This is a genomic window from Actinophytocola xinjiangensis (genome assembly GCF_001921215.1).
GTDB classification, from domain to species: Bacteria; Actinomycetota; Actinomycetes; order Mycobacteriales; family Pseudonocardiaceae; genus Actinophytocola; species Actinophytocola xinjiangensis.
The window spans coordinates 240,705-253,544 of sequence record NZ_MSIF01000006.1; the positions used below are offsets into that span (position 1 = coordinate 240,705).

The window sequence follows — 12,840 nt, forward strand, 5'->3', positions numbered from 1 at the left end:
CCTTGTGGCATGTGGTGCGCCCACGACAGGCGTTCTCGTTTCGGCGACGATCATAGCTGCCCGACGCGCCAGTCCTGGCCGTCGGTGGGGCCGAGGAGCCGGCCCAGCTCGGTGCGGAGCGCGCGCAGTGCGTCGTCACCGATGGTGGTGAGGTGGTGGGTTGCGACCCCGGCCGGTGGGCGCAGCAACGTCCACAGTGGGTTGGCCACCCCGCCGCGCAGCAGTTTGGTGCGCAGGCCGCCGATGCCGAGGTGCAGGCCGCGCAGGCCGTGCTCGATGGCGTACTTCAGTGGTTCGTAGACCAGAACATGGAAGTAGTCCGAGCCATCGGCGATCGCCGCGTAGTCGAGACCGACCGCGCGGACATACAGCCGCTCGCCCCAGACGCAGCCCAGTGACACCGCGACCGGCTCACCGCCGGGGTCGACGGACACGAACGTCGGCATGGGTACTCCGGTCTCGGCCATCCACCCGCACCGGGCCAGGAAGCGTTCCAGCGCCGGGATCTCCGCTGGTTCGCCATGGTGCCGCTGGACCTGCATGATCAGCGACGCGGTGCGTGGCGGCGCCTCCCGAACGTCCACCGTCTCCAGCTTCCCAGCGACGGCCCGCAGATCCCGGCGCACGACCGAGCGCCGGGAGCCGGGGAGCGCGGCCAGCCAGGCGTCGAACCCGTTCGCCGGCACCGGCACGACGACCTCGACATCGGCGAACACCGGCTGCCAGGTCGGCAGACCGCCGAGCAGCAGGGCGGCCTCACCGGCGTCAAGATAGCTGATCGCGGCGGGGTGGTCGGCGGTCGCCCGGTCGATCGTCCTGGCCAACTCGCCCACCGCCGCGTCCCGGGCGGCACCGTGGAGTCGCGGATCGACCAGCAGCCCGTTGCCGTACCCCGCGATCGAACCCACCAGGTACTGCGGCCGCCACAGAGCCGGATCCGTGCCCGTGCCCTCCGCGAACCTTGCCAGGTCGTACCGGCTGTTCGCGGGCGCGGCCGCGAACGCGTACACCGGCGCCGCCGCCGCCCCGTCGCGGGTGCTGACCAGCCGACCGCGTCCGAGCCCGGCACGTTCCAGACCGGCCAGCCACGGCCAGCTCACGTAGAAGCTGGTGCCCGCCGCCATCTCGTTCCACCGAGTGCGATCCAGCTCCGCCGTCGGCATACCGGCGCGCGTGGCCGAGGTGCCGTCACTCACGACGCCACCCGCGTGTCGAACGCCCGCCGCACGGCGACGCTCACCGGCACCAGCATCAGGTACCAGACAGCGACCCCGACGAGGGCGACCCCGCTCGCGTCGTGATCGAAAGCGGTCGACAACGCCAGGACGGCGACGCCGGAGAGTACCGCGGCGACGATCGAGGCGCTGGTCTGGATTCTCGGCAGCGACTCAGCCGGGATCGCGGTCTGGGCCAGCACCTGGGTCGAGACGTTCGCACCGATGACGCTGCCGCCCATCGCGCCGACCGCCACGATCAGCAGGACGATGTCGGTGGTGAACGCCAAGCCGACCAAGCCGACCGCGATCACCACCAGCATCGCGGGTATCAGAGCGGTTCTGGCGTAACGGCTGATCAGGGCGCCGGCCAGGATGGCGACCACCGGATAGGCCATCTCGGTCGCGGCGTACTCGCGTAGTCCCTCGTGCAGTCGACTGTAGATGATCAGCGGTATCGCCACGTTCAGCACGTTCATCGCGATGAACCCGGAGGGCATCAGCAGGACGAGCCCGAACTCCCGCAACCTAGGCCGGACCCGGGCCGCCGCCGGTTCCGCCGCAGCCGCTGCCGGTTGCGTGTCGGCCCGGTTCGTGTCCGTTCTGGACAACAACGCCATGAGCAGGACGCCCTGCACCAGGAACGTGCCGGCGTCCAGCAGGAACAGCGTCCAGGCCGGTGCGCTGCCCTGAATGACGAGCCCGAAGGCACCCAGCACCGCACCCGACTGTGTGCTGGTCTGCAGCAGCGCGTTGCCCCGGCCGAGTTTCCCCGTGCTGAGCAGCTTGGGCAGTGCGCTCAGCACAGCGATCCACAGCACCTGGGTGAGCAGCCCCAGTGCCGCGGACGAGGCGAACAGGATGATCAACGGCCCTTGCGTCCCGGCGGTGATCGCCATCATCCCCGCGATCACCGCCTGGAGGAACGCGGTGCCGGCGGTCACCCCACGCAGCGACCAGGTGCCCAGCCGCGACGTGATCAGCGGCAGGAACACCACCACCGGCAGGAAGTTGAGCACCACGGCCGCCCCGACCGGCAGGGGCGACTCCGTCCGCTCGTACAGGTAGGTGAGCAACGCCAGCATGTTGAGCACCGCACCGGCCGACGACACCCCCATACCCACGCCCAACGCGATCCACAGCCGCCGGTCGGAGTCAGCCTCGCGGCGGACCGGGCTACTCGCCGTAGAGCTGCTTGAGGCGTTCACTGAGTTGTTCCTCCATCAGTGATTCCGGCACCGCGGGTTCGGTAAACAGCGAGTCCTGGTCGGGATCGGGTTGTCCGACCAAGTGCTCGAAGGTCACGACAAGCCGGGCACGGTCGCAGTCCGGCACGACACCCATCGCGGGCACGACCGTGCCGGCCACCACGAGCAGTGGGGGCAGCGGGTCCGACCCCGTACCGGCCAGGACGACACACACCGCGGCTGCCGATGCCTCGCCCTCCAACAGCTCGCGCAGGTCATCAGCGGTGGACGTGTCCAGGGAGATCGTGGCCACCCGCAGTCGAGTGCCGTCCAGGTCGACCTCGCGGCACACCTGGCCGATCTCGTCGGCCACGTCGGTCCCGAACCCGGTCAGCGCCGCGACCGTGCCCTGGTCGAACAAGCCCCCGAACACCGGGTGCTCGGCACCCGCGGCGGCGATGTCCTTCAACTGATCCGTCATCACGACATAGACACTGATCACGTAGAACTGTCCTCTCCCGTCCGCGGCGCCCCTGGCCGCGCCTTGGCGATCTCCTGGCCGAACAGGACGCCCGCACCGATCTCGTCATCGCCGCGCAACGTCATGAGAAGTCGTTCCATGCCGATCGCCCCGCCACCCATCGGTGGCATGCCGATTCGCGCACTGCCCATCAGCGACTCGTTGAGCACGGTCTCGCCGAGTCCACAGTCGAGCCGGTGCCGGCGCCGGACCGTGTAGCGTTCGCGTAGTTCCCGCTCCACGGTCAGGTTCTCGTACACATGCGCCACCTCCATGCCGCCCGGCAGGTACAGCTCCGCGCGCAGGGCGTAGTTGGGGTTCGCCGGATCCAGCCGGTAGCTGTAGGCCAGATCCGCCGGGAAATGAGTGACCCACGTTGGTTCATCCAGCGCTGGCAACACATGGTCGTCGAAGAGCGTGTCCAGCCAGTTGCGCCGCCAGGTCGTCGCCTGACCGGACAGCTCGACCGTCAGGCCGCACGACCGGATCCGTGCGGCGAGCCCGGCGGCGGTCGCGCAGTCCGGCGCGTCCAGGTCGATACCGGTCACCTGCTTGGTCAGATCCGCGTATCGCGCGCGAGCACACGGCCTGTCCGGGTTGATCACGGTCGGTCGGGGCCCGAACGCCGAGTGTCGCCGGACCAGATGACGGATCAGATCGTCCGCGAGTTCACGAGCTTCCTGGAAGTCCATGAACCTGCGGTAGAACTCGAGCGACTGGAACTCCGTGAGGTGCGTGCTGTCGTCGGCGTCGTCGCGCACGTTGGTGGAGATCTCGTACACCGCCTCGATGCCGGCGGTGAGATACCTCTTCAGGTACTCCTCGGGATCGGTTCGTAAGTAGAAACTCGTGCCCCGCATCGGCTGGGTGACGGCCTGGTGGAAGAAGCTGATCTCCGGCGCGGCCTGCAGCATCGGGGTCTTGACCTCGACGAAGTCACGACCGTCGAGGAACAGCCGAATCTCGCGGAACATCGCGGCGTTGTGCACAATGGCCTCAAGGCACCCCGGCCAGATGATCGCCTCGGCCTCGGGCAACTCGGTCGCGGTGGTTGGCGGCTGTTCCGGCGCGCGCAGCACTTTGGTCCGCTGCGCGACCAGCAGGTCTCCCGTCCAATCCCCGGTGACCTCGACCCAGGCGTGATCCGGCGCGTTGGCTCCGGTGACCGGGATGACCCGCGGGCCGTCGGCGAGCAGCGTCTGGTCGACTCCGCCGCACAGCCGGCCGGTCACGGTCACTTCGTGCAGCCGCTGGTCGATGGCGGCGATCTCGTCGACGGTCATGACGATTACAGCGGACGCGTCCAGCGTCATCGGTCCCCCCGGGTGTTGCGGACTGACATTTCCACCAACTCGCGATCCTTGTCGTTCTGGGAAAGGATTCCCGGCATCGGTGGAGCCAGATGCCCACGGTGCCAGCGGATTGCCAGGTCGCGGAAATGGGTGAGCTTGCGAGTACTCAGATCCTTGGCATGCGCGAGCAGCGCCGCGCCGAACGGCGAGGCGGGGTCGGCCGACAATGCACCGAGCGCATAGCGCAGCGTGGCGCCACGGAACAACTTCGCCTGGTGGGCGCCGCCGCCGTAGTCGACGCGGCGGTGGCGCCCGGTGACGGCCAGCGCCACCACCTCGTCGTACACCAGTGGCAGGTAGTCGACCTGGGGGTGGTCGCTACCGAAGCACTTGGGGAACAGGGTGTCTCCCCAGACGAGTACGGCGAGCGCACTGCGCAGCGTGGCGCCCTCGGACACGGTGAGGAGCAGCCGGGCGACACCGCCGGTGCCGGTCGCGAGCGTCCGGTACAGGCCCAGCGGCGGCGACGAGTCACCGTGCCGGCGCGCGTGTTCGGCGAACAGGCGCACCACCTGGTCGGTTTCCCGGTCGTCACAGGGCTCGTCGACCGGCCGGACCCGAACGGTGTAGCCGTTCCGTTGCCACTGCGCGTACCGCTGCCGGATCGACCGCCTCGAACCGCCGAGTTCCGCGTAGTACTCCGCGGCGGACGCCCATTCGACGTCCAGCACGCACTGCGCGCCGAGCACGAGCGGCTCCGCGCCCGCAGACCGCAACGCGCGCAGCCATTCGTCGTCCTCGCCGTCGAACAGGTAGTGGGACATGACCAGTCCAGCGCCCTGATGTCGTGCATGCCGGATCAGTTCGACCGCCAGCCCGTCGAGGGCGGCCCCCTCCGGGGCGAACGCGCCGCCACGGTAGCCGTAGGGGCTGACGGTGGTCGCGACCGGTCCCCACCGCTCCCCCACCGTGCCGATCCGTCCGGGCCACGAGGAGCCGAGGAACGCCCGCTCCAGGTGACCGGTCAGGATCTGCCGCGGGCTGTGGTAGTAGTGGTCCGGGTCGGCGTCCGTCCAGACCGGAACACCCGCGCCGTCGGCGCTGATCAGGTGCGCGCGATCGGCGAACCCGGCCGCCGAGTACCACTCCCGGGTCTGGAACGGGGTGCGTGCGAACCGACCCCAGCCGGTCTTGTCGGTGAACAGTTCCGGCAGGGCCACGCCGGCCTCGGTCATGCGGGCACCTCGTCGTGCCGCATGAGGTTCTGGCCGCTCAGGCCCGGATCCTCGGCCAGTCCGAGGAGATCGAGAAGCGTCGGTGTCACATCCAGAATGGACGCTCGTCGTCGGACACCGGGACGCACCTGCCCGCCCCGCAGGATGTAGAGGCCGTCCCGCGCGTGATTGGCCTCGTCCAGTCCGGTGTCGTTGGTCGAGACCCAGGTGCTGTGGTGCCCGACGCTGCCGATGCTGCGCCACTGCTCGGAGTCGAAGAAGACGAGCAGATCCGGGGGAATGCCGCGAACACGACGGTACAGGTCCGCCGGGGTGCACACCCGGTTGTGCAGCACCCGGCCGTCGCCGAGGGCCACCGTGGTCAGCAGGTCGTCGATCTGGGCTCCGAGCTTGGCGATCTCGGCGGGCTCCACGATGCCGTTCGGCTCGCGCCCCTTGACGTTGAAGAACACCCTGGCGTAGTAACCGCCCTCCGCCCACGCCCGGGTGGCCGTCCAGTCCACCATGGTCGGTTCCAGCGGTCCCGGCTTCGACGGCTCCTCGCGCAGGACCAGCAGACCCGCCTCGCGCAGCAGCTCGTTGACACAGAGGCCGCCGTGCATCGCCTTGGCCCCGTGGTCGGACGCGACCAGCACCGAGGTGTCCGAACCCACCAGGTCCAGCAGCGAACCGACCTCGGTGTCCAGATACCGGTAGTAGTCCCGGATGGCCGAACCGTGCGGTGAGGACGGATCGTGTCGCGGGTGCGTGGGGTCGTGGTGGCTCCAGAAGGAGTGGTGCATCCGGTCGGCGCCGATCTCGTGCACCATCGCGAAATCCCAGTCCCGCGACCCGAGCAGGTGGCGCATGAGCCGGAACCGCTTGCCGGTCATCCGGTGCGCCGTCTCGCGCACGCTCTCCAGCGGGGTGTTGCGGTACTCCGGGACGTCGAACTCGTACTCCCCCACCACCCGCTCGACCTCCGCCGCCAACTCCGGTGGCCAGGCGTAGCCGTTCGCGTCCAACGCGCCCTCGAACCCGCAGACCAGCGCACCCTCGATGTGGGGCGGTGGCGAGGTCTGTGGCACACCGAGCACAATGGACGGACGACCGGCGGCCGTCATCCGGTCCCACAACCGTGGATAGCGCACGGCGGTGGACGTGGCTCGAATCAGATCGCCGTACCGGAAGCTGCGCCGGTTACGGAACCCGTACACCCCGAGCTCTCCCGGGTCTCGACCGGTCAGCATGCTGGTCCAGGCCGGAACGGTGATCGGCGGCAGGGTGCTCTCCAGCGCTCCGCTCATCCCGGACGCGGCCAGCCCGGCCAGCCGAGGCATCAGGTCGGCCCCTTCGGGCTCGAGAAGTTCGGCGCCGAGGCAGTCCAGGCCGATCAGCAGCACCCGGCTCATCGGCCCGACCGATCACCAGCCGGAGCGGACACCTTCTCCACCAGTAGGTACGAGTAACTGCCCTGATGGAAGTTCCGCACCGGACGGTACCCGGCCTGCTCGGTGAGCGCGATGAGCTCGTCCCAGCTCAGCGGGAACAGGTCGTCCTCGAGCATGGAGAAGTAGAACTCCCGCATGGCCTCGTCCGGAAAACCGCTGCGCGCGAACGTGTGGCCGAGGCAGAGCAGCCCGCCGGGCCGCAGCGCCGTCCACAGTTCGGCCAGCCGTGCCTGCTTGTCCCGGATGAAGTGGAAGGATCCGTTGAACAGCACGCCGTCGATCGACTCCGGGGCCAGCTCAGGCAGCGGCAGGTTGATGTCGTGCACCTCGGCCCGCAGTTCGGTGCCGGCCGGATAGTCCAGTTCCCTGGTCATCTCGACGAAGTCGGCGGACTTGTCCAGCGCCACGATCGAACACCGGCCGCCGCACGCCTCCGCGATCCGCTGCGCGCCGTATCCCGGTCCACAGGCGAGATCCAGGAAACGGTTGCCCCTGGCGACCAGCTCCTCGACGCACAGTCCGCGGCCGAACTCGTAGAGCGGACTGGTCATGGTCAGCCGCCATTCCTCCGCCAGGCTCTTGTCGAACCGGGCGAACTGGTGCGGCTTGCGGAGAAACTCCAGATCGCGGCCGAGGAACTCGATGTTCGTGGTGCGGATCGCCTCCGCGTAGTCGTCCCCGTACCAACCCTCGATGTGCTGGATCTGCGGCACGTACCGACCGTCGTCGTCCAGCGATCGACCGGCCCGCGCGCCGTTCGTCTGGTAACGCGGCCCGCCGTCGACCGTGACCTCCCGCAGGAGCTCCTGACTGGCCAGTAATCGCAGCAGACAGACGAGCTGGTCCCGCTTCTCCGGCAGGAACTCCATGTGTCCGATCATGTCGTCCACACCGCGCGGCTCGGCCAGGTAGGTCAGCAGCCCGGAACTGTCCGCGACCTCGCGAACGGCGTGGCTGAAGATGCGCGACGACTCGATCGCCGCGTCGTACATGCCCTGTTCTGTCCTCATCGTTGCTCCCTCAGCACGCCCAGTGCGTGCAGGTTGAGTGGCCGGCCATCAGCGTCACGTGGGGCGCGTACACCGAGCAGTTGCGCGAAGGTCGGCGCCAGGTCGACCATCGCGACGGGAAGCTGGCCGACCGAGCCGGGTTCGAGACTAGGGTGGCGCAGCAGCGCGAGCGTGCGGGCGGATGGTGATGCCGGATGGAACGAGCCGTGGCCGCTGGTGAGTTCGACTCCCGGTTCCGTCAGCACGAAGTACGGCTCGCGTCCCGCTCGCAGCCGGGTCGCGGGCTCGTATCCGCGCGCCATGCTGAAGAACAGGTCGGGAGCGTGCTCACCGCTCTGGCCGTAGGTGGCCATCTCGTCGGCGTCGAGCACACCGGTGACCACCGGCTGCCCGGTCCTCGGATCCACGAGGCCACGAAGCCCGGCGGTGATCTCCTCGACCAGTCCGCCCACCTCGTCCTCGTGGACGATGCCTCCCGACCACCAGCTCTCCCGGTTGAGCACCACGAGGCCGGGAAAGAGCGCGTAGGCCCGAGACTTGGACCAGTCGATGTGCACCGAATCGTCGTGCTCGTGGGCGACCAGCCAACCCTGTTCCCGGAAGAAGTCGTTGACGTGGAACATGGTGTGCACCAGGTCGTGGCCGTGGTCGCTGACCAACGCCACCCCGTCGTCGGCCTCGACGCAGTCCAGCACCGTTCCGACCAGCCGGTCCATCAGCCGGTAGGTCTCCCGCAGGAACCCGAGATAGCGATCCCGATCCCGGTCGGCCAGTGGGTGGCTGTCGTCCAGGCAGGACCCGGCGATGTGGTGGGCGTACTCGACGACGTGCCAGTGCACGAAGAACCCGTCCCAGGGGTTGCCGGCGAGGTGTCGGATCGTCCGTTCGAGCCACGCCGTGTGCGCGTCGTACACCTCGAGTTGGGTCTCGATGTCGAGAAGGCCGTTCATGTAGTCGAAGGTGCCGGTCCACTCACACGGCGGACCCGCGGCATCGACGAGTTCGGAAGCCAGTTCGGACGGCGTCGTGAAGCCGTCGACGCGGTGCCCTTCTGTACGGTAGATCCGCATGATCCGATTTGTCAGGTCGAGCTCCAACAGCTTGACCCGGAACATGAACGCGCCCTGGTGGCCTTCCTCGCGGATCCAGTCGGACCACTGCCCGACGGCCAGGTCGGCGACCGCCCCGTCGTCGGACTTCCGTCTGCGGATCAGCAACCGTGCGCCGTCCGAGGACGGATAGGCCAAGGCATGCAACAGTTCCCGACGCTGTTGCCCACTCGGTTGCACCGGCAGCGTCGACTCGAACTCCGGGATACAGCCGGCCGGCAGGTCGGACCAGCCGAGCGGTTTTCGCGCGTGCACGGTGATGTGGCCGTTCGCGCCGTTGGAGTCGATACGGTAATGCTCCTCGAATCCGCGAGGCACCGCGCAGCATCCGCCCGCGGCCTGTTGGGGAGCCTCGACCCCGCACATGTACGCAGCGGACGGCAACGCCTCGAACCGGCAGGTGATGTCCGCGTAACCCCCAGCACCGTCCACCTGGACGAATCCGGTGTTCTGCGGGGGCCAGCTGCCCGGGTACTTGACCACCATCGCGGGACGGTCGTGCTCGGCCAGAACCTCCCACAGGTACTCGGCCTTCACCAGCCTGCGGTCGAAGCCGTTGCGCACCGAGTCCGGCGCCTCTCCCGGAGTGGGTTGCAGCAGGTTGACCACGCCGTGGGTCGCTGGGTGCGCCCCGGAGGCGATCGTCATCCAGCCCGGCGAGGTCACCGCCGGCAGGGTTGGTGTGACGGACAGACGCGCCGACGTCTGGAGCAGCTTCGCGCAGTTCGGAAGCAGTCCCTCGGCGAGGAAACGATCAAGGGTAGTTGGTGGCAGGCCATCGATTCCTAGAACAAAGAGTCGTGACACGTGAGTTAGTATCAGCAACTGAATCATCAGTACCGCACAGGTCTGACACAGGCCGCAGGGGTTGACGTGCTGGAATCTGATGCTAGGGGGAGAGTGGGTGCGATCTGAGAGAGCACGGCCGCGGTTCCGGCTGCTCGGTGCCCTACAGGTTCTGGCCGACGGACGCGAACTGCACGTCGGCGGCCTGTACTCGCAGCGGATCTTCGCGATGCTGCTACTCAATGCGAACCAGGTGGTCACCGTGGCCCGGTTGGGCGAGGCGGCCTGGGGCGCGGATCTACCCGAGACAGCACACCGGCAGGTACGCAACCGGATCTCCGGACTGCGTCGGCTGCTGACCGGCGCCGGGGTCGTCATCGAGACGAACCGGCCTGGCTACCGTGTCCTCGTCGACCCGGAGGATCTCGACGTGCTGGTCTTCGACCGGCTCGTCGAGCAGGCCCGCACCGCGAAGACGCCGCGCCAGGGTGCCCGAATGCTGCGTGACGCCCTGGCCTGCTGGCGGGGCCCGGCGCTCGAAGGTCTCGGCGAGCCGTTGCGCAGCGAGTCCACGGTGCTCGAGGAGAAACGGCTCGCCGCCGTGGCACGCTGTATCGACCTCGAGATCGCCGCCGGTGACCACGCGACCACGCTGCCCGAGCTGCGCAGGCTCAATGCCGAGCATCCCCTCCATGAAGGATTCGCCGCTCGCCTGATGGTGGCGCTGCGCCGGGAGGGACGGCAGAATGAGGCACTCGCCATCTATCGCCGCCTGCGTCGCCGCCTCGTCGCCGAACTCGGCGTCGAGCCAGGTATCGAGGTTCGCCAACTGAACGAAGCCACGATCAAGGGCGAAGCCGCGGAACCGGCGACCATCGGCGCTGCCGCCCAGGTCGCGTCGGACGGGCTGCCCCATGAACTCCTCGGCGACGTCGCCGCCTTCACGGGGCGGGACAACGAGCTGGCCCGGCTCCGTCAGGTCCTTGCCGAGGCCGGCGAGTCGGGCGTACCCGGCATTCTCGCGGTGCACGGCGCGGGCGGAATCGGGAAGTCGGCCCTCACCATCCACGCGGCACATCAGCTGGCGCACGGCTATCCCGACGGCCAGCTCTACGTTGATCTCCAGGGTGCCACCGACGGGCTTCGTCCGTTGACTCCTCTGAACGTCCTACGCCGATTCCTCCGGGTGCTCGACCCGCGCGGCGGTGACATCCCGTTCGATCTCAGCGAAGGAGCGGGCCGGTTCCGCTCCGTCACGGCGACCAGAAGAATCCTCATCGTTCTGGACAACGCCCGCGACGCGGCACAGGTCGCGCCACTGCTACCCAGCTCGGCGACCTGCGCGGTCCTGGTGACCAGCCGACGAATGCTGGCCAGCCTGAGCGGCGCGCACCATCTCCATCTCGGTGTGCTCTCCGACGCCGACGCACTGGAATACCTGGCGCGGATCAGCGGAGTCGAGCAGATCGCGAACGATCCCGCTGCCACGGAGATCATCCACTGGTGCGGAAACCTTCCCCTTGCCCTGCGGATCGCCGGCGCGAAACTCGCCGCCCGGCCGGGATTGCGGCTGCGCGACCTGGCCGACCGCCTCGCCGACGCACGACGACGCCTCGATACCTTGGAGTTCACCGATATCAGCGTGCGCTCCAGTGTCGAGGTCTCACTGCACGAGCTCCGCAGAAGCAGCGAGCGATCGAACCGCGCTGCCGCCGACGCGCTCGTCATGCTGAGCGTGCTCGACGCGCCCTCCATCGAGGTTCGCGCCGCGGCGCGCGTGCTCGAGGCGTCCGAATCCGCCACCGAGCACACCCTCGAGAAGCTGGTGGACGTGAGCCTGTTGGAGAACGTCTCCGTCGGCCGCTACCGGCTCCATGACCTGGTCCGGCTCTACGCGCGAGAACGGGCGCTGGAGGTCATGCCGGCCGAGCACCAGGCTGCCGCGCTGAACCGGGTTCTGGCCATGTACATAGCGACGGCCTGGAACGCGTCGACACTCATCCGGCCGGGGGATTTCCGAGCGGGGCGCCGGGACCCGCGCTGGGTCGGCGACAGCCTGACGATCGCCGACAGCGCGGCCGCGCTGGACTGGCTGGAGGCCGAACACGTCAACCTGCTCTCGGCGATCCGCCAGGCGGCGTCCACTCCCGGTGTCGCCGCCGAAGCCGCGACCCAGCTCTCCCAAGCCGTGTACGCCTTCCTCCGGTTGCGGGGACACTGGAGCGACATGGCCGAGTCAAGCCGAATCGCGCTGACCGCGGCCCGCTCGGCCGGTAACCGCGCCGCCGAAGCCGCGGTACGCAACGACCTCGGCGCCGCCCTCTGCAAACTCGGACACTTCGCTGAGGCGATCGACTGCCTGTCCACCGGTCTGATCATCCACCGCGAACTCGGTGACCGCGACGGCGAGGCCCAGTGCCTGAGCAACATCGGCGTGGCGCACAAGATGAACGGACGACTGGACTCCGCACTGGCCTGCTACCAGGAAAGCCTCGCCATTCACGAGACGATCGGCAACCGTCGCGGCCAGGCGATGAGCCTGGGCAACCTCGGCCCGCTCCACCGAATCCAAGGTCGGTACACCGAAGCGCTGGCCTGCCACCAACGCGGCCTGGAACTCTTCCGATTACTCGGCGACCGCTACGGTCAAGCCGTCGGCCTGGTGGAACTGGGAATGCTCTACGGCCAAACCGGCCGACCAGCCGAGGCCCTCACCTGCCTGAACGACAGCCTGGCCACCTACCGCGAAATGGGCGACCGCCACGGCGAGGCCGAAGCCCTCTGCCAACTGGGAGTCATCCAACGCGACATCGACCTACCCGAGCAGGCCCTCATCGCCCACCAGGTCGCGATCACCCTCAGCCGCAAGAGCGACCTTCGTCTGGCCCTCGCCCACAACCTCCGAGAAATGGGGAGAACGCTCCACGCACTGGGGCGCCGGGAAGAGGCGCGCGCCGCATGGTCGGAATCCCTCACCATCTTCACCGAACTGCACACCAGCGACGCCGTCATCGTCGCCGCGCTGCTGGAAAAGGCACCCTGGTAACTCCGGTGGAG

Annotated in this window: 9 protein-coding genes; 1 reads left to right on the top strand and 8 read right to left on the bottom strand. The window is 68.5% G+C overall.

Annotated elements, in window-relative coordinates; genetic code table 11:
* Positions 1-50 precede the first annotated feature (50 nt).
* The 8 genes from BLA60_RS15585 to BLA60_RS15620 are packed head-to-tail and all read right to left on the bottom strand — an operon-like array spanning position 51 to position 9,831.
* Entirely contained in the window at positions 51-1,196 is a 1,146-nt protein-coding gene (locus BLA60_RS15585) for a GNAT family N-acetyltransferase (RefSeq protein ID WP_075133584.1), read from the bottom strand.
* Positions 1,193-2,332: an MFS transporter gene (locus BLA60_RS15590; protein ID WP_075133585.1), complete on the bottom strand. Its 1,140-nt coding sequence runs from the start codon at positions 2,330-2,332 to the stop codon at positions 1,193-1,195. Before BLA60_RS15590 ends, BLA60_RS15585 begins: the two co-directional genes overlap by 4 nt.
* A gap of 58 nt (positions 2,333-2,390) precedes the next feature.
* Positions 2,391-2,882: a hypothetical protein gene (locus BLA60_RS15595; protein ID WP_154814372.1), complete on the bottom strand. Its 492-nt coding sequence runs from the start codon at positions 2,880-2,882 to the stop codon at positions 2,391-2,393.
* A gap of 17 nt (positions 2,883-2,899) precedes the next feature.
* On the bottom strand, positions 2,900-4,234 hold the full coding sequence (locus tag BLA60_RS15600; RefSeq protein WP_084734970.1) for an amino acid--tRNA ligase-related protein: 1,335 nt from the start codon (positions 4,232-4,234) through the stop codon (positions 2,900-2,902).
* Positions 4,231-5,448: a GNAT family protein gene (locus BLA60_RS15605; protein ID WP_075133588.1), complete on the bottom strand. Its 1,218-nt coding sequence runs from the start codon at positions 5,446-5,448 to the stop codon at positions 4,231-4,233. Before BLA60_RS15605 ends, BLA60_RS15600 begins: the two co-directional genes overlap by 4 nt.
* On the bottom strand, positions 5,445-6,839 hold the full coding sequence (locus tag BLA60_RS15610) for an alkaline phosphatase family protein (RefSeq protein WP_075133589.1): 1,395 nt from the start codon (positions 6,837-6,839) through the stop codon (positions 5,445-5,447). Before BLA60_RS15610 ends, BLA60_RS15605 begins: the two co-directional genes overlap by 4 nt.
* Positions 6,836-7,888 (bottom strand): class I SAM-dependent methyltransferase, encoded by a 1,053-nt coding sequence (locus tag BLA60_RS15615; RefSeq protein WP_084734971.1) that lies wholly within the window; start codon positions 7,886-7,888, stop codon positions 6,836-6,838. The genes BLA60_RS15610 and BLA60_RS15615 overlap by 4 nt, the downstream gene beginning before the upstream one ends.
* Positions 7,885-9,831, bottom strand: a complete 1,947-nt coding sequence (locus BLA60_RS15620; RefSeq protein ID WP_084734972.1) for an alkaline phosphatase family protein — start codon at positions 9,829-9,831, stop codon at positions 7,885-7,887. The genes BLA60_RS15615 and BLA60_RS15620 overlap by 4 nt, the downstream gene beginning before the upstream one ends.
* Before the next feature lie 70 nt (positions 9,832-9,901).
* On the opposite strand from BLA60_RS15620, the gene BLA60_RS15625 reads away from it, so the two are divergent.
* Complete coding sequence (locus tag BLA60_RS15625; protein ID WP_075133592.1) at positions 9,902-12,829, top strand: AfsR/SARP family transcriptional regulator; 2,928 nt, start codon at positions 9,902-9,904, stop codon at positions 12,827-12,829.
* Positions 12,830-12,840 lie beyond the last annotated feature (11 nt).